This is a genomic window from Oricola nitratireducens (genome assembly GCF_014904745.1).
Lineage (GTDB): Bacteria > Pseudomonadota > Alphaproteobacteria > Rhizobiales > Rhizobiaceae > Oricola > Oricola nitratireducens.
This window is the reverse complement of record NZ_JACZCS010000011.1, coordinates 59,349-82,035: the sequence shown is the minus strand read 5'-3', so window position 1 is coordinate 82,035 and position 22,687 is coordinate 59,349. Positions and strand designations below refer to the sequence as shown.

Below are 22,687 nucleotides of genomic sequence, written 5' to 3'. Positions count from 1 at the left end.
CCGCTCCGCGAAACAAAAGCGGCAACGGGGAAAACCGTTAACGAAAGATTAAGGCCGCTTCACGTTTTCTTATTCGCCGTAGCGGCTGTTGATTTCCCGCGTCAGGTTTACGCCCTCGGCCATGTAGTGCCCCGCGGCCTCGAGCGCCTGGTCCGTGCAGGTGGTGTAGACGCTGTCGAAAGTGCGATAGCCGCGGTTGAAACTCGCGATCAGCCGGGCGCGCCGCAACGGTTCCGGATTTTCGATCGTCAGCAGCTGCTGCATCTGATCGCGCCACTGGTTCGATTCCTCACCGCACAGATTGCGCAGGTAGTGGATCGAGCCGAGGACTTCGGCAAGCCTGGTGAGTTTGGCGTCGTAGGGCACGTTGGAAGCGCCCTGCGCCGCAGACGCGGCGGGGAGAAGGATCGTCGCGATCACGGCGATCGCGTGCAAATTTGCCTTTCCTCTGGACAAGTCCGGCCGCCTCCAGCGGTTCGCGGCCCTGTTTGCCGGGCCGTTCGGTTCGGCTTGCGTGTTAGCCGATTTTGCGGCGGCCCGCAAAGCCCTTGCGGTGTTCGCTTCAGGTCGCGGCCGCGATCTCGCGCGCCACCGCAAGCGTCGTCTCGGTGATATCGAGCGAAGCCATGTCGGCAAGCGAAAACCATCCCGCTTCAGCCGCGTCGTCGCCGGCGTCCGGATCGCCCGAGACGGTCGCGCGATGAACGGCGAGCACGAAATGATGCGGCGGCTCGTCCCCGCTGTCGTTGCCGATGATTTCCAGCAGGGTGTGAAAACAGACGTCACGCGCCTCGAGTCCGGTTTCTTCGAAAAGTTCGCGCCGCACCGCCTGTTCCAGTGTTTCGCCGAAATCCAGCCGTCCGCCCGGAAACGCCCACAGGTCCTTTGCCGGCGGCCGGCCGCGCAGTACCAACAGGAATTCCCCGGTTTCGGGGTTTCGCGCCGCCACCGATACGGCGATAAGGGGTGTAGGTTTTGGCTTCGTCATAATGCTCGTCGCGGTCCTGCTGCGGTTCGCTTGTAGCATTGCAGCCTGTCGACGTTGAGGGGACCAGAGGGATGAATGTGAAACATTTGACGGTGGTTACGCTCGTCATTGGCGCGGCGCTGGCGCTGTCGAACTGCCAGACGCTGAACGAGGACCAGTGTTCGGTCACCGACTGGCGGACCTTGGGTGGCACGGACGGGGCCGCCGGGCGCGCGCAGGACTATGTCGCCCGCCATCAGGAGGCCTGCACGAAATACGGCATTCCGGTCGATGTCCCGGCCTGGCGGTCGGGCTGGCAGGAGGGGATCCGCCGTTACTGCACGCCCTATAACGGGCTCGAAGTCGGCCGTCGCGGTTCGTCCTATGCCAACTCGTGCCCCGCCGATCTGGCGGTTTCCTTCCGCGAGGCCTACGACACCGGCCACCAAGTCTGGTCGGCGCGCATCGAACGCGATCGCATCCAGCGCGAGCTCGACGACGCAATCACTGAAGTGGCTAGGGCGGCGCCGGAAAACCGGTCTCTCGCGCAACTGAAAGTCGAACTGAAGCGCAACGAATTGTTCTCCGCGCAGAACCGTCTCAACGATGCCGATCGGGCAGCCGATTTCTATCGGCTCCGGCTGCAGTCCAACGGCTGATGTGCGGGCGCTTCTCATTGCTGCAGTCGCCCGAGGAGGTGGAGGCCTTCTTCGCGCTCGACGGGCTGGAGGCGTTTCCGCCGCGCTACAACATCGCGCCGACGCAGCCGATCCTGACGGTCACCGCCGCGCCGCCGCGCGAACCGGGTTCGAACCGGCCCGACCGCGAGGCGCATCTGGCGCGCTGGGGTCTGCTGCCCTCCTGGGTCAAGGATCCGAAGGATTTCCCGCTGCTGATCAACGCGCGTTCGGAGACGGCGGCGGAAAAGGCGTCGTTCCGCGCCGCCATGCGCCACCGCCGGGCGCTCATCCCGGCCTCCGGCTTCTATGAATGGAAGCGCGACAAGGCGACCGGCCGGTCGCAGGCCTACTGGATCCGGCCGGCGGATGGCGGCGTCATCGCCTTCGGCGGATTGGCGGAAACCTGGATGTCGACCGATGGCAGCGAACTCGACACCGCGGCGATCCTGACCACGGCATCGTCGCCCGCCATCGCCTTCATTCATGACCGCATGCCCGTGACGATCATGCCGGAGGATTTTGCCCGCTGGCTCGATTGCCGCACCCTGGAGCCGCGCGACGTCAGGGATCTGCTCGCGCCCGCGCCGGACGGCTTCTTCGAGGCCATTCCGGTCTCAGACAAGGTCAACAAGGTTGCCAACACGACGCCTGACGTGCAGGACCGCGTCGAGCCGAAGGGCTTTGCCGTGCCCGGCGATACGGCTAAACCGGACGCCACCGAAGAATCGCCCGGCAAATCGCCCGAGGGCGGCCAGATGAAGCTGTTCTGAACCGTCCCATGTTCGTTTCACCGATTCTCACCGCCGGTGCGTCCGGCTTCTTTCTCGGCGCGTCGCTGATTATCGCCATCGGCGCGCAGAACGCCTTCATCCTGCGCCAGGGATTGTTGCGCGAGCATGTCTTCGTCCTGTGCCTGATCTGCTCGCTGTCGGATGCGGCGCTGATCGCGGCCGGTGTCGGCGGTTTCGGGTCCCTGGTCGCGGCCAGCGAAACCGCGATCCGTCTGGTGACCTGGGCGGGCGCCGCCTTTCTGGCGATCTACGGCACGATCGCGCTGGCGCGGGCATGGAAGCCGTCCGCGCTGAAGGCGGCAAGAGACGGCCGGACCTCGCTCGCAAGCGCGGTGGCGACCTGCCTTTCCTTCACCTTCCTCAACCCGCATGTCTATCTGGACACGGTCGTCCTCGTCGGCGGCATTTCGGCGGGCTATGCGGGCATGGCGCGCGCCGTGTTCGGCGCCGGCGCCGTCGCCGCATCCTTCGTCTGGTTCTTCGCGCTCGGATATGGTGCCAGGCTGCTGCAGCCGCTGTTTGCCAAACCCGCGGCCTGGCGCGTCCTCGATCTGGCGATCGCCGGCGTGATGTACGCACTCGCCTTCAGCCTGGCGGCGCGGGCAATGAACTAGCCCCGGGCTCAACCGCCCAATCCCCCTGGTCCGCGGTTCATGGATTGCTGGCCTGGCCGACGGTGAAGAAACCGTCCGCCAGACAACGCCCGGGGCCTACCTTTCGCAAGGTAAGCTATCATAACGCGGGACGGCATTTTGATCGCCGCGCATTTATGCGAAAATTGGGATTGATTGATGACAACGCATGCGGGAGAGCAATCTGCGGGGCACGAATGGGTTGCCTTTGGCCCGAAGCCTTGCAATGGACAGGCGCGATGACGAAGAGAGCCGCGCGATGACCGATAAACCCGTCCTGACCCTCTACAATACGCTGACACGGCGGAAAGAGCCGTTCGTGCCGATCGATGCGAACAATGTGCGCATGTATGTCTGCGGCCCGACGGTCTACGACTTCGCCCATATCGGCAATGCGCGCCCGGCGATCGTCTTCGACGTGCTGTTCCGGCTGCTCCGCCACATCTACGGGCCGGATCACGTCACCTATGTGCGCAACATCACCGACGTCGATGACAAGATCAACGCGCGTGCGCTGCGCGACTATGGCGATGAGATCGATGCCGGCCGCATGAGCCTCAACGCGGCGATCCGCGCCGTCACCGAGAAGACGCTTGCGCAGTATCTCGAAGACGTCACCGAACTCGGTTGCCTCGAACCGACGTTCCAGCCGCGCGCCACCGAGCACATCGACGGCATGATCGCCATGATCCGCACGCTGATCGCGCGCGGCCATGCTTATGTCGCCAAGGGGAACGAGGGCAGGGAGGTGCTGTTCGACGTCACCTCGATGCCGGCCTATGGCGGCCTGTCGAAGCGCAATCTCGACGAGCAGCAGGCAGGGGCGCGCATCGCGGTCGAGGCGCATAAGAAGAACCCGGCCGATTTCGTGCTGTGGAAGGAGTCCGACCCCGACGAGCCCGGCTGGGACGGCAAGTTCGGGACGCCGGAGGGCGAGGTAACGATCCACGGCCGTCCCGGCTGGCACATCGAGTGCTCGGTGATGAGCGAGTATCACCTGGGCAAGGTCTTCGACATCCATGGCGGCGGGCTCGACCTGATCTTCCCGCATCACGAAAACGAGATAGCCCAGTCCTGCTGCGCGCACGGAACGACGCGCATGGCCAATGTCTGGATGCACAACGGCTTCCTGCAGGTCGAGGGCAGGAAGATGTCCAAGTCGGAGGGCAATTTCTTCACCATTCACGAATTGATGCACACTGAGAATTTCGGCGGACGCAAATGGCCGGGCGAGGTGCTGCGCCTCGCCATGCTGATGACGCATTATCGCGAGCCCATCGATTTCAGCGTCAGGCGGCTGGAGGAGGCGGAGGCAAAAGCCGAAACTTGGTGGTCAATAATCTCCGATCTCGATTTGTCAGCTGTAAAACGGTCTCCAAGCCCAGAGCTCGTTTCTTTATTGGCCAATGACCTCGATACACCGGGTGCGATTGCGTTCCTGTCCAGATCAGAGAGTGCTGCCCGTGGGGAAAAAACTACGCGGGCGCAATTCGCTGCTGACATCTCGTTTATCGGATGCTCATTGGACTTCGTGCAGCAAAGATATGATCTTACTGACGATGAGTATGCGCGAGCGGGCGGCTTTCCGGACATGGCGTCCGTACGTCGAAAGTTGGGCGATTTCCTAAAAGAGAACGCCCTTGCGAGTCTTGGAATTGACGCGGAGAAAGTTCAAGGGTCGATCGACGAGCGCCTTGCCTTCATCGCCGACAAGAACTGGGCCGAGGCCGACCGCATCCGCGATGAACTGCTTTCTGAAGGAATCCAGCTAAAGGATTCGAAAGACCCCGAAACCGGCGAACGCGTCACGACCTGGGAAGTGAAACGCTAGGCCGGCCGCCGCGCTCCGGAACATCTGCTCGCTGCGATGTGCCAGGCGCAGGCGATGGTGCCGGCGTCTTCCCTCCTCCTTGTGGGGAGGGATGAAGGGTGGGGGTCGTCGCGAAGCGACAAACGAAAAACCTTTTGGAATTCAGCTCGCCGGCATGGCGGCGAGCAGGTTTACAATAGAAACTTGTCCACCGCGTCACTCGCTGTCCTAGCCTCGGGGCATGGAAACCGGCGACATGGCGAAACGGGATGACGTTCGACTGGGAAAGCGCGATCGAAAGGAACTTCGAGGCGATCGAACGCATCGTGGCGGGCCTTTATGCGCTCGCCGGGATCACCTCGCTCCGCCCCTTCGTCGACACGCTGCCGCGTCATCTGCGCATCCGAATTCTTTCCGTCCTGCGCCCCGCCGAATTCGCCGCGCGGCGGCTCATCGCGATGGCGGCTTGCACGCGCGGCTTCGCGCTCCCGGCGGTTCGGGAAGGCAAGGTTCCGCCCGTTTGCGGCAAGCCGGCAGGCGCGAAACCGGAGCCTTCGGGCGGCGATTCGTGCCGGACCGCGGCATTTCGGCTGTTCGACCCCCTCAAACGTTACGCCGAGCCCTGGCTGACGCCGGAGGAGATCGCCGCCCTCGGCGGTCCTCATGCCTCTCCATGCGCGGCGTCGGCGTTCCCGCCGGACGAAGCGGTCGACGCCCGCGCGCTCTGCCGGCGCATCGCCGCACTGCGCCACGCCCTGGAGGATCTGGACGGCTATGCCCGGCGGCTGGCCCGCTGGCGGGCGAGGCGGCATCTCGAAACCTGCCGTCCGAAGCGCTGGATGCCGATGCGTCCGGGCCGGCCGCCCGGATGGGCGAAACGCCCGAAGACCGCCATTGCGGAAGTGCTGAACGAGTGCCATTTCCTAGCGCTGGACGCATGGGCCGGTCCTGACCCGCCATGAGCCTTCGCCATGCGGGCATTCGCCTTCGGGGCCTGTCTTCTGTCAGGAGACGGGGCGAAACCGTATGTTCGCGGTTGACCTACCGCGCGTTCTATCCAATCCATTCGATTGGAAACAGGAATTATGGAGAGGAGGCCGGCCCATGACGTCACTGTCCGGCGGCTGCCAGTGCGGCGCGGTGCGGTTCCGCATCCACGGCGCACCCGGGGAATCGTCCGTCTGCTATTGCCGGATGTGCCAGAAGGCGTCGGCGAGCCACGCCCTGATCCTCGTTTCGGTACGCGACAACCGCGTCGAGTGGACGCGCGGCGCGCCGTCATGGTTCCGCTCGTCCAGCGCCGCGCGGCGCGGCTTCTGCTCGGCCTGCGGCACGCCGCTCGCCTACGAGGCGCCCGACGGGCTGGCGCTTTCGGTCGTCGCGCTCGACGATCCCGAAACCTGCCCGCCGACGATCGCCTATGGCGTCGAGGGCAAGCTTTCCTTCTGCGATTCCATCCCGTCGCTCCCCGGGCGCCACACGCTCGAGGATGCCGAAGCCGTCGATTTCCTGAAGACGCTGGTCAATTACCAGCACCCGGACCGTGACACGGATGTCTGGCCGGACGAATGAAGGGGAACTGGGCGGATCGGACATCACTCTCCCCCCTTGCGGGGGAGATGTCCCGAAGGGACAGAGGGGGGTACTCATGACGCAGTCGCACGTTCCGGTACCGCCACTGAATCGCGCCAACGCGAAGCGCATGCGAAAGAACATGACCGACGCGGAACGCAAGCTCTGGCACGAACTCCGCGCGCATCGGCTGATGGGATTGGGATTTCGCCGCCAATATCCGATCCGCAACTACATTGCCGACTTCGCCTGTCCTGCGCGTCGTCTGATCGTTGAGATCGACGGTTCGCACCATGCGGACGATGGAACTGCGGCACGTGACCTGTCGCGTACGAAGACGCTGGAATCAGACGGCTGGACGGTCTTGCGCTTCTGGAATGACGATGTTCTCAGGGATATCGACAATGTATGCCAGCATATCGTGACCGTAGCCTGCCCGGAGGAATTCGATGACCGGACGTAGCCAGGACCCCCCTCTGTCTGCGGCGCAGACATCTCCCCCACAAGAGGGGAGAGAGAGTGGAGCCATCACCGGCGGCTGCCAGTGCGGCGCGGTGCGCTATCGCGTCGAGACGGAGCTGACCAATCCGCATCTCTGCCACTGCCGCATGTGCCAGAAGGCGGCGGGTAACTATTTCATGCCGCTCGCCGGCGCGCCGCGCGAGAAAATCGTCGTCACCCGGGGCGAGCCCGGCTGGTTCCATTCCTCCGACATCGTCCGGCGCGGCTTCTGCCGCGATTGCGGCACGCCGCTGTTCTTCGATCCGGTTGACAGCGGGCATCTGCTGGTCACCCTCGGCGGCCTCGACGATCCGGCGCGCTACAAGCCGGTCTCGGAGGATTCGGTGGAATCGCGGCTGCCTTTCGTCGCCGAATGGGCCGGTACGCGCCAGAAGGTGACCGGGGACGATTTTTCCGCCGACGAGATCAGGGCGATCCGGGACAGCAACCACCAGCATCCCGACCACGATACGGATGTATGGCCGAGGGAGGACGCAGATGACTGACATAATCGCCGGCGGCTGCCAGTGCGGCGCGGTCCGCTACCGTTGCGAGGAACTGGGGCGTGCCTCGATCTGCCATTGCCGCATGTGCCAGAAGGCCTTCGGCGCGTTCTACGGCCCGCTGGTGACCGCGAAGGGACTCGAATGGACGCGCGGCGCGCCGTCCTGGTTCCAGTCGTCCAACAAGGTCCGGCGCGGCTTCTGCGCGCAATGCGGCACGCCGCTCGCCTATGACTGGGGCGGCGACGTCGAAATCTCCATTGGCTCGCTCGACGACCCGGAACTGGCGCCGCCGGAGATCCAGGTCAATCCGGCCGACAAGCTGTCCTATGTCGATGCGCTGCACACGCTGCCGGTGCGCCGCGCGCCCGACAATTCGGAGGTCGCCGAATTCATGGCCGGCATCGAAAGCCACCAGCACCCGGATCGCGACACCGATGTCTGGCCGCCGGCCTGACGGGACGTTTCGCCGCGTGGCGAACCCGCATTGCGGCGCCGATATATCCTGCAATCCGAAAAAGAGGGGATCTCGAAATGATCGACCACATGGGAATCAGCGTAACGGACTACGACGCTGCCACGGCATTCTACGACAGGGCGCTGGCGCCCTTGGGCGCCTCTCTGGTGATGACGGTTCCGCCGGAATTCACCGGCGGCGTGAAAGTCGGCGGCTACGGTCGCGAGCGGCCGGTTTTCTGGCTGCATGAGGGCGAGAAACAGACCCCGCCGGTCCACGTCGCGTTCACGGCGGAAAGCCGGGCCGATGTCGACGCGTTCCATGCCGCCGCGATCGCCGCCGGCGGCGAGGACAATGGCGCGCCGGGACTGCGGCCGCACTACCACGAGAACTACTACGGCGCCTTCGTGCGCGATCCCGACGGCCACAATATCGAGGCCGTCTGCCACAAGCCCGAATAGGAAAGCCCGATGGCCGAGCGCAATCCGCAGACGCAGATGCCGAAATGGCTGCTTTACGGCCTGATCGGCAAGGGCGTTCTGGTCGTTGCCGTCGTCCTCGGCGTGCTGTACTACGCCGGGATTTTCTAGAAGGACCCGAGGCGCCATGGGCCTGCACACGCTTTATCCGGCCATCGAACCCTATGCGACCGGCCATCTCGACGTCGGCGACGGGCACGCCATCTATTGGGAGCGCTGCGGCACGCCGGGCGCCAGGCCGGCCGTATTCCTGCATGGCGGGCCGGGCGGCGGCATTTCGCCCAGCCACCGCTCCCTGTTCGATCCGGAACGCTACGATGTCCTGCTGTTCGACCAGCGCGGCTGCGGGCAATCGACCCCGCATGCGGGGTTGGAGGCCAACACGACCTGGCATCTCGTCGCCGACATCGAGCGGCTGCGCGAGATGGCCGGTGTCGAGAAATGGCAGGTCTTCGGCGGCTCCTGGGGCTCGACGCTGGCGCTCTCCTATGCCGAGACGCATCCCGGCCGCGTCAGCGAGCTGATCCTGCGCGGCGTCTACACGCTGACGAAGCCGGAACTCGACTGGCTCTACCAGTTCGGCGTCTCGGAGATGTTTCCGGACAAGTGGGAAGCCTTTGTCGCGCCGATTCCCGAAAACGAGCGCCACGAGATGATGGCGGCCTATTACCGCCGCCTGACGAGCGACGACCGCGCCACCCGCATCGCGGCGGCGAAGGCCTGGAGCACCTGGGAAGGCGGCGTCATCACGCTTCTGCCCGATCCGCAGCTCGACAATGACTTCGCGCAGGACGCTTTCGCGGAGGCTTTCGCCCGCATCGAATGCCATTATTTCGTCCATGCCGGCTGGCTGGAGGAAGGCCAGTTGATCCGCGACGCGCATCGTTTGCGCGAAATTCCGGGTGTCATCGTGCATGGGCGTTATGATATGCCCTGTCCGGCGAAATACGCCTGGGCCTTGCACAAGGCGTGGCCGCAGGCGGAATTCCATCTGATCGAGGGGGCGGGGCACGCCTATTCCGAGCCGGGCATCCTCGACCGGCTGATCCGCGCGACGGACAAATTCGCCGAAAAGTGACAAGGCCCGAAAAAGGGCCGCGACGGGTAGGAACATGACACGCGAACGCATCTATCTCTTCGACACGACATTGCGTGACGGGCAGCAGACGCCCGGCATCGACTTTTCGGTCGAGGACAAGATCGCGATCGCCCGGATGCTGGACGAATTCGGCATCGATTACGTCGAGGGCGGCTATCCCGGCGCCAATCCGACCGACACCGCCTTCTTCGAGCGCAAGCGCACGGCGGACGCCAAATTCGTCGCCTTCGGCATGACCAAGCGGGCCGGGGTCTCGGTCTCCAACGATCCGGGCGTCGCCGCGCTCAACGCCTCGAAGTCGGACGCGGTCTGCTATGTCGCCAAGAGCTGGGATTATCACGTCCGTGTCGCGCTCGGCTGCACCAATGAGGAAAACCTCGAATCGATCCGCCAGTCGGTCGAGGCGACGGTCGCCGCCGGCAAGGAGGCGCTGGTCGACTGCGAGCATTTCTTCGACGGCTACAAGGCCAATCCGGATTACGCGCTCGCCTGCGCGAAGACGGCGCTCGACGCGGGCGCGCGCTGGATCGTGCTCTGCGATACCAATGGCGGCACCCAGCCGCACGAGGTCCGCGACATTGTCTCCACGGTAATCGCCTCGGGCGTGCCCGGCGACCGGCTCGGCATCCATGCCCATAACGACACCGAACAGGCCGTCGCCAACTCGCTCGCCGCTATCGACGCCGGCGTGCGCCAGGTCCAGGGCACGCTGAACGGCATCGGCGAGCGCTGCGGCAACGCCAACATCGTCACGCTGATCGGCACGCTGTCCCTGAAGCCGGCATGGGCCGGCCGTTTCGAGACCGGCATCGATGCCGAAAGGTTGGAAGGCCTGACGCGGCTCTCGCGCTGGTTCGACGAGTTGCTGAACCGGTCCCCGGCCACGCAGGCGCCCTATGTCGGCCTCTCGGCCTTCGCCACCAAGGCCGGCATTCATGCCTCGGCGCTCGCCAAGGATCCCGCGACCTACGAGCATGTCGAGCCGGAAAAGGTCGGCAATGTCCGCCACATCATGGTCTCCGACCAGGGCGGCAAGTCGAACTTCATCTCCGAATTGAACCGTCGCGGCGTCACCGTTGCCAAGGACGATCCGCGTCTCGACACGCTGATCTCCATCGTCAAGGAACGCGAGGCGGCGGGCTACGCCTATGAAGGCGCCGATGCGAGCTTCGAACTCCTGGCGCGCCGCACGCTCGGCGAGGTGCCGGACTTCTTCGAGGTCGTCTCGTTCCGCTCGATGGTGGAACGCCGCCACAACGCCGTCGGCAAGGTGATCACGGTCGCCGAGGCGGTCGTGAAGGTGAGCGTCGACGGCGAGGAACGCATGTCGGTTGCCGAGAGCGCGAACGGCCCGGTCAACGCGCTCGACATGGCGCTCAGGAAGGATCTCGGCAAATACCAGGCCGAGATCGCAGACCTGGAACTCGTCGACTACAAGGTGCGTATCCTCAATGGCGGCACCGAGGCGGTGACGCGCGTGTTGATCGAGAGCGCCGACGCGTCGGGCATGCGCTGGTGGACGGTCGGCGTGTCGGAAAACATCATCGACGCCTCCTTCGAGGCGCTGATGGATTCCATCACCTTCAAGCTCCTGAAGAACCGCGGCCACGCCGGCCTGGCGGCGGCGGAGTAACCGGCCGCCGCCACCGCCGATTGTTGCGGTGACAATCCTCCATTTGCCGGAAATTTGTGCCCGGTGTAGTGACCGGCCATGTCCGAAACTGCTGTAAAGAATTCTCCTTCCGCGCATTCGCAGCAACGCGAACCGCTCGCAGGCTTCGCCTATGCGCTCGGCGCCTACCTTCTGTGGGGCGGGCTGCCGTTCTACATGAAGGCCGTCGCCCATATCCCGGCCTACGAGGTCGTCGCGCACCGCGTGATCTGGTCGGTGCCGGTCGCCGGCGTCATCCTGATCGCGCTGCGCCGCACCGCCGATTTGCGCGCCGCCTTCCGTTCGCCGCGCACGCTGGCGCTGGCCGCGCTGACGGCGGGACTGATCTCGATCAACTGGGGCGTCTATGTCTGGGCGGTCGCCGCGGGACACACGGTCGAGGCGGCGCTCGGCTATTACATCAACCCGCTCGTCAATGTCGTGCTTGGCGCGGTCTTCCTCGGCGAGCGTTTCAACCGCCTGCAGGCGACCGCGATTGCCTGCGCGGTCGTCGCCGTCGCCATCCTGACGATGAAGGCCGGCGGTCTACCCTGGGTGTCGCTGGTGCTGGCCTTCTCCTTCGGCTTCTACGGCTTTTTCCGCAAAACGCTGCCGATCGGCCCGACCCAGGGCTTCATGCTCGAGGTGACGCTGTTGTCGATCCCGGCGATCGCGATCATCGCTTGGCTGGCCGCGCACGGTCAAAGCCATTTCGGCCCGACCGGGATCGGCGATATCGGCCTGCTGCTGCTGGCCGGTCCGGTGACGGCCTTGCCGCTGATCCTTTACGCCTTCGGCGCCAAGGCGCTGCGCTACACCACAATCGGCATCGTGCAGTATCTGACGCCGACGATGATCTTCCTCGCCGCCGTGTTCGCGTTCGGCGAGCCGTTCTCGCACTGGCAGCTGATCGCCTTCATCTTCATCTGGTCGGCGCTGGCGCTTTACACGCTCTCGTTGTTCCGCCGTTAGAACTTTGCCGAGAAGTTGGCCTTGATCGTTCCGCCCCGTACGGTGGCGCCGACCTCGCCATGGAAGTCGAGGGAGAGCGCGGCGTTCTGCGAAACGGCGAAATCGATGCCGGCCTCGACAATCATGGAATCGCGGTCAACCGGCACGCCGGCGATGCCGAACGCCGCGCCGCCGCCGGCTAAGCGCATGGATGTTTCCGGCGTCACGTCGCCAAAGGCGTGACGCCAGGCAAGGCCGCCATGCAGCCTGGCGTTGGCGCCGATGGCGTCCGTCGCATCGGTTTCCGCGCGCATCCCGAGCGTGGTGATGCCCAGTGTCTGCGAGGTCGAGGCCGCCGTCAGCGCCGCGCTGCCGCCGATTTCGCTGAAACCGTCCGAATGCTGGTGGACGAGGGCGAGCCCGGCATAGGGCTCAAGGCGGGTGCCGTCATGCGTGAAGTCGCGGCCGATCTCGCCGAAGGCTTGCGCCGTGGAGGCGTTGTAGCTGGCGGAAAGCGTCTCGCTGAGCGCGCCGATGGAGACCGCGCGCTTCGTGACGATCCGGTGCAGCGCATAGGCCGCGCCGAACCGGTAGGAAAATGCGCCGCTCTGCCTGCCGGCATAGGCGCCGAGGTGGTAGCTGTCGGCAGATCCGGATGAAGCCGCGGCATCGAAGGAAGTCGCGCCGAACCCGGTGACGAAGCCCCCGCGCCAGTCGGTTCCGAAAGCCCAATCGAGGCCCGCGAAAATGCCGCCGAGATGGCGATCGAAGGCGGAAGCGTTGCCATCGCTGTCGCGCTTGCCGAATGCGCCATAGGCCGTGCCCCATGCGCCGGCGCCGTCGTCGAACGCCGCGCGCAGCCGGTCGTTGGCTGCATCGCGCACGAAACGGCTGTCGTCGATGAACATGCCGTTCGCCGAGGCGTGGATCTCGCCGGACAGCGCGTCATAGGCGTCGCGGGCCCGCGCCGCGTTCAGTCCCAGTACGGCAGTATAGACGGCGCTGCCGGTACCGAGGCTCTCGACGCCACTGGCGACCGCGATCTGGTTCGGCGTCGCAGCAACCGAAGCGAAATCGAAATCGTTGCGCAGGAGCGTCAGGGTGACGTTGTTGGCATCATAGACGAGCGTCGCGTCAAGGAAGGCGAAGCTGTCACTGACAGAGCCGAAGGTTCCGGTGACGGCGGTATCGGCGGTGAGGATCGTATAGGTGGTGAAGGGCGCATAGGTCGCACCCGTGTCGGTGCCGTTTTCCGCCGACACGCTCACCGTGGCGCCGCTGTCGATGGTCACCGTGCCGGTGGCGTGCAAAAGGTCGGAGTGACCCGCGCTGTCGACTTCCACGGCAAATGTCGAGCCGGAAGCGAAGTCGGCGTCGCCGGACACGGTCAGCGTGCCGATGGAATTGCCCGGCGCGACGGTGGCGCCGGAATTCGCTGTCACGGAACCGACTGTACCAGAGCCTCCGAGCGTGCCGCTATCGAGCAGAACGTCGCCTGTGCTGCCGTTGACGGCCAGCGTTCCGGCGGTGATCGTCGTACCGCCGGTATAGGTGTTGGCGCCGGTCAGGGTCAGGGTGCCGGCGCCGGATTTGGCGAGGCTGCCCGTGCCCGAAATCGTGCCGGAATAGCCGGTGTTGGCAGATTGCGCCACGATCAGTTCCGCGCTGCCCAGATCGACGATTCCGCCGGTGCCGGAGAGCGACGAGGCTGTCAGGTCGAAGCCGTGGAGGTCGAGCGTGCCGCCATTGACAGTGAAACCGGTATTGGCGGCGAACGCACTGGCGCTCCCCGCCTGAAGCGTGCCCCCGGATACGGTCGTGCCGCCGGAATAGGTGTTGGCGCCGGTCAGGACAAGCGTGCCGGCCCCGGATTGGGTGACAGAGCCGGTTCCGGAGATGACACTGCCATAACCGATCGCATCGTTGCGATTGAAGATCAGCGCGGCGTTGTTGGCGACGTTTCCCGACAAGCTGCCCGCGGTTCCGCCGTCGCCGATTTGCAACGTGCCGCCGGAAATCGTCGTGCCGCCGGTATGGCTGCTGGTTCCCGTCAAGATAAGGGTGCCGGCGCCGGACTTGGTGAGCGTGCCCGCACCGGAGATGACACCGCCATAGGACGAGGCGTCGGAGCGGTTGAAGATCAGGACGCTGTTGTTCGTGACATCGCCGGTCAGGCTGCCCGTGGTGCCGCCGTCGCCGATCTGCAGCGTGCCGCCGGAAATCGTCGTGCCGCCGGTATGGGTGTTGCCGCCGGTCAGAATCGTCGTGCCGGACAGCACATCGACTGATCCGGCGCCGCTGACGTCGGCGGCGAAGACGTAGTCCGTGTCCGTGTGGTTGAAGACGATGACACCGGTGCCTGCACCGAAGGAGACCGTATCGGCGTCGAGCGTTCCGGCGGCGATGGCCGCATCGGCCGAGGCCGCGCCGATGTTCAGCGTGCCGGTCGCGCCGGAATTGCCTGCGATGGTCACCGTGGCGCCGGCGCTCACCGCGCCGCCATCCGAAATCGTCAGTGTGCCATCACCGGCATATCCGACGTAAAGCGGGCCGTTGACTGTCCACGTGGAGTCCGTGCCGGTGACGTCGACTGTTCCATTGCTGCCCGCAACGGCGCTCACATATCCGATGCCGGTCGTGTTGACCGTGCCGCCGTCGGAAATCGTCAGCGTGCCCTCGCCGGAGCCTCCGACCACGAGGGCGTTGCCGGTTGTCCAGATCGAACCCGCGCCGGTGACGGTGACCGTTCCTGTTGCGGTATCGACATTGCCCACATGTCCGGTGTCCATCGTGTTGACCGCGCCGCCGTTGGAAATCGTCAGCGTACCATCGCCGGTGAACCCGACGGAGAGGTCATAGCGGACGGTCAACGCGGAACTCGCACCGGTGACGGTGACCGTCCCTTTGCCTGTTTCGCTAACGCCAAAATATGCGGTGCTGCTCGTCACAGTGCCGCCGGCGGAAATCGAAAGCGTGCCCGTGCCGGTGGCGCCTACCTGAAGGGAGCCCGTGACGGCCAGCGGACTGGCCAGCGTGCCGCCGCCCGTGCCGATCACGGTCTCGTCCGTGCCGTCGATGATCTCGTCGGCCAGCGCCGCCGTCAGGAAGAAACCGCCCGCGAGCGCGGTTGCCGAAAGGAGAATTGCGCGCCGCCGGGTCGAATATCGGCAACGGCGCCCGCGAGCGAGAAAACCAACGTGTGTCATGTGTCATGAAAGCCCGCGAACCGCGGCGGCCGTGGCTTTTCTTCCCCTATAAAGAATTCACGCCGGGTATGATCCGGCCGGCCACACCATAGGGTTGTGGGGGCGGCGCGCTATCCGTTTTCCGCAAAGGCGGCGGGTGCGACGGATTTGCATGCGCGTCAGGAGGCGAGGGTCGCCGACGGGGATTCGCCAAAGAACATTTTGTAGTCCCGGGCGAAGCGGCCGAGATGCAGGAAACCGAACCGCATTGCGGTTTCGGTGACGGTCGTCGTTTGCGCGTGCGCCTTGCGCAGCGCCTCGCGAGCGCGATTGAGCCGCACCCGCCGCAGATAGGCTGTCGGCGGCAGGCCCGCATAATCGAGAAAGGCGTATTGAAGCGTGCGCTCCGAGACGTCGAGTTCGCGGCAGATCTCGATGATGCTGGGCAGATGGCCTTCCTCGAGGTGCCCTTCGATGAAGGCGCTCGCCGATCGAGCGATACGCGTGGCCCGGCGGCGGGTTGACGAGGAGGCATCGCGCCCGCAATTCGGCGGCAAGGCGGTGGCAACCTGAAGCACGGTCTCGAACAGGGCTGTTCGCAACGCCTCCGCTTGCGGCACGTTTCCGGTCTGGCTGCCGGCGATCCGGAACCACTGGTCGATGGCCGCCCACAGGGCCACCTTCTGCGATGTTTGCACCCAGGTCAGCTGTCGTGGCGCCGTTTCCCAGCCGCCGGGATCGAGTATCCGGGCGGCCCGCAGGAAATCGTCCTGATTGAAACTGACATAGGCGGTTTCGATTCCGGAGGGAACATGGACGTCGAATTCGGTGTTTTCCGGCAGGAAGAACACCGATTGATCGTTGTTCTCGAGGATCTCGGAGAAGCGGACGGTGGGGATGCGCGACAGCGAGATGGTGCACAGGCCTTTGGGCATGATCCCGAGTTTCTGCACCGTCGCGTGCTGGTGCTCGCGCACGAGCCGCTGGGCGCCAAGGTCGAGGATGTCCATTCGCCCGACCCGGTCGCCGTTGGTGAGCTGGTAGCATTCCATCGGAACCCAGAACTGCAGTCTGGCCTGAACGCTGGCGTCCTCGGCAACGACCGACCGGAAGCTCGGTTGGGCGTCGTCGCTGTTGCCCTCTGCGGCAAAGGCGCCGCTTGCCCGATCCGTTGTCATGGCTCCCCGCTTGTGGTCCCGGTATCGTCAAATGACTTGCCGGGCTCCGGCCCAGCATAGAGAGTATCGGCCGGAGACGGAAAGCCCTGCAATTTTTGGTTGATTTCGGCGCCGGCATACGAGCGGAGACCGAAATGGTCTCGCGTTCGCAGCAATGCTAGTCGCGGCCGCCCATCCGGCGTACGAAGAGCAGGATCGCCGCCGAGGCGCATCCCGACAGGAGGACGGCGAGCCAGAAGCCTTCCGACTCTCCCGCGAACGGAATCCCCTGCAGGTTCATGCCGAAAAGGCCGGTGATGATCGTCGCCGGCATCAGGACGGCGGTCAGCACGGACAACAGGTAGAGCAACGCGTTGGTGCGTTCGGACAGTCGCGCCATGATCTCCTCCTGCAATTGCCGCCCGCGCGCCTGCAATTGCTCGCTGTCGTGCAGCAGCGCATAGGCGCGTTCGGCAAATTCCTCGCTGTCGATGTCGGGTAATTGCGTGCGGCTGGATTCAAGGTTGCGAAACAGGCTCGCCAGCATGAACAGATGCCGGTGGATGACGTTGGCGCGCCGCCGCAAAGGCGTCAGCCGCTCCCGTTCGCCCGCCCAGTGGTCGCCGATGATCCTGTCCTCGATCGAATCGACCTCGTGGAAGAGTCGGGTCATCTGGGAAGCAAGGAATTCCAGAAGGCGCGTGATCACCGCGTCGATGACCGCGCCCGGTGTGACAAAGGCGCGTTTGCGCGCCTCCATTTCTCCGCGAATGTCGTCGATCGTCTGGAGCGGCCGCCGGCGGGCGGTGATCAGCAATGTCCCGTCATAAGCGAACCGGAAAACGCCGAGGTCGGGAGCATCCGAGTAATGCATATGCCGGATGTCGGGAAGCGCACCGAATACCCAGCCATGTTCGTGTTCGACGAAGACATGCTCGTCTTGGTCGAGCAAGCAGTCCCGCACGTCGTCTGGCAGTTGCTTCATCGCGTTGATGTAGGAGCGCGCGCGCGCGTCGGTCAGGGCGAAGCCGATCCATTCCCATGTGGCGTCTGTGCGGTCGGCCGAGCGAAAGCCGTCTGCGCCGATGGAATATTCGTAAAGCAGCCCGGCGGCGTCGAACTCGTCCAGGGAGAGGGTCATCTTGTCGGCGGACATTGAACCCTCGCTTCCGCGATTACATCCGCTCGATGATTTTTTCGTCGCCTTCGCCATGTTCGCGGGCGGCGAGGATGGCGGGCACGATTTCCTGCGCCGAATTGACGACGAGCGGTTGCACGCGGTGGCCGGTGTGGATGAAGCCTGCGTCGCGCATGTGGTCGATCAGCATCGACAGCGGATCCCAGAAGCCGTTGATGTTTGCGAGCACGATCGGCTTGGTATGCCGGCCGAGCTGCGCCCAGGTCATGATCTCGATGACCTCTTCCAGCGTCCCGATGCCGCCGGGAAGCGTCACGAAGGCGTCCGCTTCCTCGAACATGCGGTGCTTTCGCTCATGCATGTCCTCGGTGACGACGAGTTCGTCGAGCACGCCGAGCGCCTTTTCGGTGGCTTCCTTGTTCATCAGGAAGCGTGGGATGATGCCGATCACCTTGCCGCCGGCTTCTATCGTGCCATCGGCAACCGCGCCCATGATGCCCTTGGTGCCGCCGCCATAGACGAGGCGCAGCCCGGCTTCGCCGATCGCGCGGCCGAGAATCCGGCCGGAATCGAGATAGTCGGGATCGTTGCCCGGAGACGAGCCGCAATAGACGCAAATGGAGGTGAGAGGATTCGTTGTCATGCCTCCTTTTGCCATGCCGGTAAACTCCGTCAAGAGTTGTGTGCAAAAGCGACGCTCCCGCGCCAGGGGCTTGACAAGGGTTGTTGAGCCCATTGACCCGCCGGTGCTATGAAAGACCTGACAATAAGGGTGGCTTTTCATGAACAAGAACAAAATTGCGGTTTGGGTATTCGTTGCCGTCGTAGCGATCGTTGGCATCGCGAGCGCGCCGGGCGTCTCCAACCGCATCAATGACTGGCTCGGAAAGGATACCGGCCCGGCTGTGACCGAAACTCAGCCCGCCGGTGGCGAGACCGCCGCTTCCGCGCAGCAGCAGGCTGCCGCCCCCGGAACCGGCACGGATGAGTCCGCGGCAACGACGTCGACGGAAGCCCGGCCGACGGCAACGGAACCCGCTGCGCAGACGCCCGCCGCCGAAGGGGAAGCGCCGGCCCAGGAAATGGCTTCGGTTCCGGAGAACCGCGCCGTCGAAGCCTCGCAGGTCCCGCCTGTCACCATACCGAGCTTCGGCCTTCTGCGTGTCGAGCCCGATGGATCGACCGTGATCGCCGGGCAGGCCGGCGCCAACGCCGACATCGAAATCCTTTCCGGCACCAAGAAGATCGCCAGTGCGCATGCCGCTTCGAACGGCGATTTCGTCGCCGTGCTTGATACGCCGCTTGCGCCGGGCGATTACGAACTGGTGCTGCGGTCGACCGAAGCCAATGGCGATGTCGCGATGTCGAAGGAAACAGCGATCATTTCCGTCCCGGAAAAGGGCCATGAGGGCGAACTTCTCGCGCTCGTCGAGCAACCGGGTGAAGCGTCGCGGCTGATCAATGTGCCGAAGCCGGAGGAACCCGGCGGGAACGCGGAAGCGCAGGCGGGCCAGTCCGCCGAACAGCCGGCCTCGGCCGCTTCGGGGGAAACCGAGGTCGCGTCCGCTCCGGCGACGGATGCCGCGAAAACGCCCGGGGAAGCCGGCGAGAAGCCCGCGGACATCCGCATCGAGGCCGTCGAAATCGACGCCGGAACGATCTTCGTCGCCGGCGCCGCCAAACCCGGCGCGCAGGTCCGCGTCTATGCCAACGAGATTCTGCTCGGCGACACGACCGCCGGCCCCAACGGCCGCTTCCTGGTCGAGGTCAAGCGAGATCTGCCGGTCGGCGATTACATCATCCGTGCCGATGTGATCGATCCCGCGACCGGCGACGTGGTCGCACGCGCCGCCGTGCCCTTCACGCGCAGCGAGGGCGAGCATCTGGCCGCCGTCGCCAGCGATACGCCGGTTTCGGGCGAAACGCCGCCTGCGTCGTCGGGCACGTCAGGCGGAACGGCGGGCGAGGGGCAGCAAAGCGCGGCATCGTCGGTTCCCGGGTCGGCGACAGCCTTGCCGGATGGGCCTCCGAAAGTGCCCGAAGGGATCACTGTGACCGGCCATCTGCGGCGCACGAATTCCTCCGTGATCATCCGGCGGGGCGATACGCTGTGGCATATCTCGCGCCGGATCTACGGCAAGGGGATCCGCTATACGACGATTTATCTGGCCAATCAGGACCAGATCAAGGATCCCGACATGATCTGGCCGGGTCAGATCTTCGCGCTTCCGGAAAAATCCGGCGGCTGACGCGTGAGCCGCAGGAAATTATTTCCGTGCATGCATTGCGATTGGAACAAGATCATCGTATATCGCCGATGAACGATGAAGAGGCGCGCAATGCCGACGGAGAAAATCGCTGAACGGCTCGCCGCCCTGTCGCATCCCGCCCGGCTCGCGATCCTGAACCATCTTTCGCGTAACGAGGGATGCGCCTGCCGCGACGTCGTCGACAGCCTGCCGCTGGCGCAGTCGACCGTGTCGCAACACCTCAAGGTCCTGCTCGAAGCGGGCCTGATCAGTCACGAGCGCAACATGCCGCGTTCGACCTATCGGCTGAACCGCGAGGCGCTGCGCAGCGTTTCGCGCGAACTGAACACTATTGTCGACCGGTGCTGCGCCGAAGGCTGCTGCGCGCCGGAAAAAAACTGATTGGAATTATCCTTGGCTAACAAGACCGTTTCCGCGGACCGCGGATCCACGCTGCAAACCATCCGGAATCTCTGGCCCTATATGTGGCCGGCCGAGCGGCCCGACCTGAAGATGCGTGTCGTCTATGCGACGTTTTTCCTGGTCTCCGCGAAATTCGTCCTGATGCTGGTGCCGTATGCCTTCAAATGGGCGACAAACGCGCTCGACGGCAAGTTGACCGCGGCAGAGTGGATTCCGGCCGCGCTTCTGGCGCCGGTCATGCTTGTCGTTGCCTACAACGTTTTCCGCATCATCCAGCAGGGCCTGAACCAGCTGCGCGACGCGCTGTTTGCCAGCGTCGGCCAGCACGCGGTGCGCCAGCTCGCCTACCGGACCTTCGTGCACATGCACAATCTGTCGCTGCGCTTTCACCTGGAGCGCCGCACTGGCGGGCTGTCGCGCATCATCGAGCGCGGCACCAAGGGTATCGAGACGATCGTGCGCTTCACGATCCTCAATACCGCGCCGACGATCATCGAATTCGCGCTGACCGCCGTCATTTTCGGTTTCACCTATGGCTGGCAGTATGTCGCGGTAACCGGCGTGACGATCTACCTCTATGCGTGGTTCACCATCCGGGCGAGCGACTGGCGCATCCAGATTCGCCGCGACATGAATAATTCCGACACGGATGCCAACACCAAGGCCGTCGACTCGCTGCTGAACTTCGAGACGGTGAAATATTTCGGCAACGAGGAAATGGAATCCCGCCGCTTCGACGAGTCGATGGCGGGATACGAGCGGGCCGCGACTCGCGTCTGGACGTCGCTCGGCTGGCTTAACTTCGGGCAGGGCGTCATCTTCGGTATCGGCATGCTGATCATGATGGGCATGTCGGCGCGTGCGGTTCAGGTCGGCGAGCAGACGATCGGCGATTTCGTTTTCATCAACGCCATGCTGATGCAGCTTTCCATCCCGCTCAATTTCATCGGCTTCATCTATCGCGAAATCCGCCAGGGCCTGACCGATATCGAGCAGATGTTCGACCTTCTCGACGTTGATGAGGAGGTGAAGGACAAGCCCGGCGCGGCAGATCTCGTGGTGAGTGACGGGACGGTGAAGTTCGACGACGTGCATTTCGCCTACGATCCGCAGCGCCAGATCCTAAAGGGGATCAGCTTCGAGGTCCCGGCCGGCAAGTCGGTGGCGATCGTCGGCCCGTCCGGCGCGGGCAAATCCACGATTTCGCGGCTGCTTTACCGCTTCTATGACGTGCAGCAGGGCGCGATCACCATCGACGGGCAGGATGTCCGCGACGTGACGCAGAAATCGGTGCGCGCGGTGATCGGAATGGTGCCGCAGGATACGGTGCTGTTCAACGACACCATCCGCTACAACATACGCTACGGGCGCCCGGATGCGACCGACAAGGAAGTCGAGAAGGCGGCCGAGATGGCGCAGATCGGCGATTTCATCCGCTCATTGCCGGAAGGCTTCGAAACCATGGTCGGCGAACGCGGACTGAAGCTGTCCGGCGGCGAAAAGCAGCGCGTCGCCATCGCCCGCACGATCCTCAAGGCGCCGCCGATCCAGGTGCTCGACGAAGCGACGTCGGCGCTCGACACGGCGACCGAGCAGGAAATCCAGCAGGCGCTCGACTTCGTCTCCAAGGGCCGCACGACGCTGGTCATCGCTCACCGCCTGTCGACGGTGATCGGCTGTGACGAGATTATCGTGCTGCGTGACGGCCTGATCGCCGAGCGGGGCACCCATGCCTCGCTGATGGCGATGATGGACGGTCTTTACGCGTCTATGTGGGCGCGCCAGTCGGAGGCCATCGAGGCGGAGAAGAAGCTTCGCGAAGCCCAGGAAACCGACGAAATGGGCGTCATCGTGCGCAAGCGCCCGTGGGATCCTGAAGCCAGCCCCGCGCTTGCCGAGACCGATAGCGGCGTCAGTGCGTCAACGGCGCGTGACGGTAGCGCGCGCGGATTTACCAGCGGGTCCTAGCCGCTGAATGCCGCGATCGCTAGGATCAGGGCCGCGACGGCCGATCCTGTCGCCGTCATGCCGATTTTCGCCATGACCGGCCCCATCCTGGCGGGATCGCGACGCGACGCGGTTAGCGTGAAATATTGCGCGGTCAGCGAGGCCGCCGTCAGCACGACGACGGCGAGCATCTTCAGCCAGAAGGCGGTGCCGAGCCCGGCCCAGCCGCCCTTGTCGGCATAGATCATGTAGACGCCGGTCAACCACAACAACACGATCGCGCCGAAGGCGATGCGTCCCAGCGTCTTCTGCACGCCGCGCAGCACCGGCACGGCGTCGCGCGGCGCGCCTTTCGCCCGGATGCCGATCAGCGCCGCGGCGGCGCCGCCGCCGATACCGACGCTGAAGCACAGGAAATGGATGATCTTGGCGAGTATCAGCATGCGCGGAGTGAAGCACACCGCGCATCTATTCGGAAGCGGGAAAGGATCCGCG

At 64.6% G+C, this 22,687-nt stretch carries 23 protein-coding genes; 16 read left to right on the top strand and 7 right to left on the bottom strand.

Going from position 1 to position 22,687, the window contains the following annotated elements; genetic code table 11:
* Positions 1-69: 69 nt before the first annotated feature.
* Positions 70-435, bottom strand: coding sequence for a TIGR02301 family protein (locus IG169_RS07730; RefSeq protein WP_193175601.1), 366 nt, complete (start codon positions 433-435; stop codon positions 70-72).
* 127 nt (positions 436-562) lie between these two features.
* On the bottom strand, positions 563-988 hold the full coding sequence (locus tag IG169_RS07725) for an NUDIX hydrolase (RefSeq protein WP_193175600.1): 426 nt from the start codon (positions 986-988) through the stop codon (positions 563-565).
* 71 nt (positions 989-1,059) lie between these two features.
* Between IG169_RS07725 and IG169_RS07720 the strand changes: the two genes are divergently transcribed.
* From IG169_RS07720 to rarD, 13 genes are all read left to right on the top strand, one after another.
* Positions 1,060-1,626, top strand: coding sequence for a DUF2799 domain-containing protein (locus IG169_RS07720; RefSeq protein ID WP_193175599.1), 567 nt, complete (start codon positions 1,060-1,062; stop codon positions 1,624-1,626).
* Positions 1,626-2,417 (top strand): SOS response-associated peptidase, encoded by a 792-nt coding sequence (locus IG169_RS07715; RefSeq protein WP_193175598.1) that lies wholly within the window; start codon positions 1,626-1,628, stop codon positions 2,415-2,417. The genes IG169_RS07720 and IG169_RS07715 overlap by 1 nt, the downstream gene beginning before the upstream one ends.
* 23 nt (positions 2,418-2,440) lie before the next feature.
* On the top strand, positions 2,441-3,052 hold the full coding sequence (locus IG169_RS07710; RefSeq protein ID WP_428982241.1) for a LysE/ArgO family amino acid transporter: 612 nt from the start codon (positions 2,441-2,443) through the stop codon (positions 3,050-3,052).
* Between the two features lie 277 nt (positions 3,053-3,329).
* Entirely contained in the window at positions 3,330-4,901 is a 1,572-nt protein-coding gene (gene cysS, locus IG169_RS07705) for a cysteine--tRNA ligase (RefSeq protein WP_193175596.1), read from the top strand.
* A 248-nt stretch (positions 4,902-5,149) separates the two neighbouring features.
* Positions 5,150-5,842 carry a hypothetical protein gene (locus tag IG169_RS07700; protein WP_193175595.1) on the top strand — a complete coding sequence of 231 codons (693 nt, stop codon included), beginning with the start codon at positions 5,150-5,152 and terminating at the stop codon, positions 5,840-5,842.
* A 142-nt stretch (positions 5,843-5,984) separates the two neighbouring features.
* Positions 5,985-6,452, top strand: a complete 468-nt coding sequence (locus tag IG169_RS07695) for a GFA family protein (protein ID WP_193175594.1) — start codon at positions 5,985-5,987, stop codon at positions 6,450-6,452.
* Positions 6,453-6,594: 142 nt separating this feature from the next.
* Positions 6,595-6,915 carry an endonuclease domain-containing protein gene (locus IG169_RS07690; protein ID WP_246717235.1) on the top strand — a complete coding sequence of 107 codons (321 nt, stop codon included), beginning with the start codon at positions 6,595-6,597 and terminating at the stop codon, positions 6,913-6,915.
* On the top strand, positions 6,902-7,459 hold the full coding sequence (locus tag IG169_RS07685; RefSeq protein WP_193175592.1) for a GFA family protein: 558 nt from the start codon (positions 6,902-6,904) through the stop codon (positions 7,457-7,459). The genes IG169_RS07690 and IG169_RS07685 overlap by 14 nt, the downstream gene beginning before the upstream one ends.
* Positions 7,452-7,913, top strand: a complete 462-nt coding sequence (locus tag IG169_RS07680) for a GFA family protein (protein WP_193175591.1) — start codon at positions 7,452-7,454, stop codon at positions 7,911-7,913. Before IG169_RS07685 ends, IG169_RS07680 begins: the two co-directional genes overlap by 8 nt.
* Before the next feature lie 77 nt (positions 7,914-7,990).
* Positions 7,991-8,374, top strand: a complete 384-nt coding sequence (locus IG169_RS07675) for a VOC family protein (RefSeq protein ID WP_193175590.1) — start codon at positions 7,991-7,993, stop codon at positions 8,372-8,374.
* Between the two features lie 145 nt (positions 8,375-8,519).
* Positions 8,520-9,470 carry a prolyl aminopeptidase gene (gene pip, locus IG169_RS07670; protein ID WP_193175589.1) on the top strand — a complete coding sequence of 317 codons (951 nt, stop codon included), beginning with the start codon at positions 8,520-8,522 and terminating at the stop codon, positions 9,468-9,470.
* A 34-nt stretch (positions 9,471-9,504) separates the two neighbouring features.
* Positions 9,505-11,124, top strand: a complete 1,620-nt coding sequence (gene cimA, locus IG169_RS07665; RefSeq protein ID WP_193175588.1) for a citramalate synthase — start codon at positions 9,505-9,507, stop codon at positions 11,122-11,124.
* Between the two features lie 78 nt (positions 11,125-11,202).
* The gene (gene rarD, locus IG169_RS07660) at positions 11,203-12,114 is read left to right on the top strand and encodes an EamA family transporter RarD (RefSeq protein WP_193175587.1); all 912 of its coding nucleotides are present in this window, start codon (positions 11,203-11,205) and stop codon (positions 12,112-12,114) included.
* Here rarD and IG169_RS07655 read toward each other — a convergent pair.
* The 4 genes from IG169_RS07655 to IG169_RS07640 all read right to left on the bottom strand — a co-directional run bounded on the left by IG169_RS07655 (position 12,111) and on the right by IG169_RS07640 (position 18,216).
* The gene (locus tag IG169_RS07655; protein ID WP_193175586.1) at positions 12,111-15,299 is read right to left on the bottom strand and encodes an autotransporter outer membrane beta-barrel domain-containing protein; all 3,189 of its coding nucleotides are present in this window, start codon (positions 15,297-15,299) and stop codon (positions 12,111-12,113) included. The two genes, rarD and IG169_RS07655, sit on opposite strands and share 4 nt — an antisense overlap.
* Before the next feature lie 158 nt (positions 15,300-15,457).
* Positions 15,458-16,456, bottom strand: a complete 999-nt coding sequence (locus tag IG169_RS07650; RefSeq protein WP_193175585.1) for a helix-turn-helix domain-containing protein — start codon at positions 16,454-16,456, stop codon at positions 15,458-15,460.
* A gap of 157 nt (positions 16,457-16,613) precedes the next feature.
* Complete coding sequence (locus IG169_RS07645; protein ID WP_193175584.1) at positions 16,614-17,591, bottom strand: CorA family divalent cation transporter; 978 nt, start codon at positions 17,589-17,591, stop codon at positions 16,614-16,616.
* A gap of 19 nt (positions 17,592-17,610) precedes the next feature.
* Positions 17,611-18,216 carry an LOG family protein gene (locus IG169_RS07640; RefSeq protein WP_193175583.1) on the bottom strand — a complete coding sequence of 202 codons (606 nt, stop codon included), beginning with the start codon at positions 18,214-18,216 and terminating at the stop codon, positions 17,611-17,613.
* Positions 18,217-18,355: 139 nt separating this feature from the next.
* On the opposite strand from IG169_RS07640, the gene IG169_RS07635 reads away from it, so the two are divergent.
* The 3 genes from IG169_RS07635 (at position 18,356) to IG169_RS07625 (ending at position 22,213) form a co-directional block, all read left to right on the top strand.
* The gene (locus tag IG169_RS07635; RefSeq protein WP_193175582.1) at positions 18,356-19,822 is read left to right on the top strand and encodes a LysM peptidoglycan-binding domain-containing protein; all 1,467 of its coding nucleotides are present in this window, start codon (positions 18,356-18,358) and stop codon (positions 19,820-19,822) included.
* Positions 19,823-19,912: 90 nt separating this feature from the next.
* Positions 19,913-20,224, top strand: a complete 312-nt coding sequence (locus IG169_RS07630; RefSeq protein ID WP_246717234.1) for an ArsR/SmtB family transcription factor — start codon at positions 19,913-19,915, stop codon at positions 20,222-20,224.
* A 12-nt stretch (positions 20,225-20,236) separates the two neighbouring features.
* Positions 20,237-22,213 (top strand): ABCB family ABC transporter ATP-binding protein/permease, encoded by a 1,977-nt coding sequence (locus IG169_RS07625; protein ID WP_246717231.1) that lies wholly within the window; start codon positions 20,237-20,239, stop codon positions 22,211-22,213.
* Here the strand turns inward: IG169_RS07625 and IG169_RS07620 are convergent.
* Positions 22,210-22,635, bottom strand: coding sequence for a hypothetical protein (locus IG169_RS07620; RefSeq protein ID WP_193175580.1), 426 nt, complete (start codon positions 22,633-22,635; stop codon positions 22,210-22,212). The two genes, IG169_RS07625 and IG169_RS07620, sit on opposite strands and share 4 nt — an antisense overlap.
* Positions 22,636-22,687: the final 52 nt, after the last annotated feature.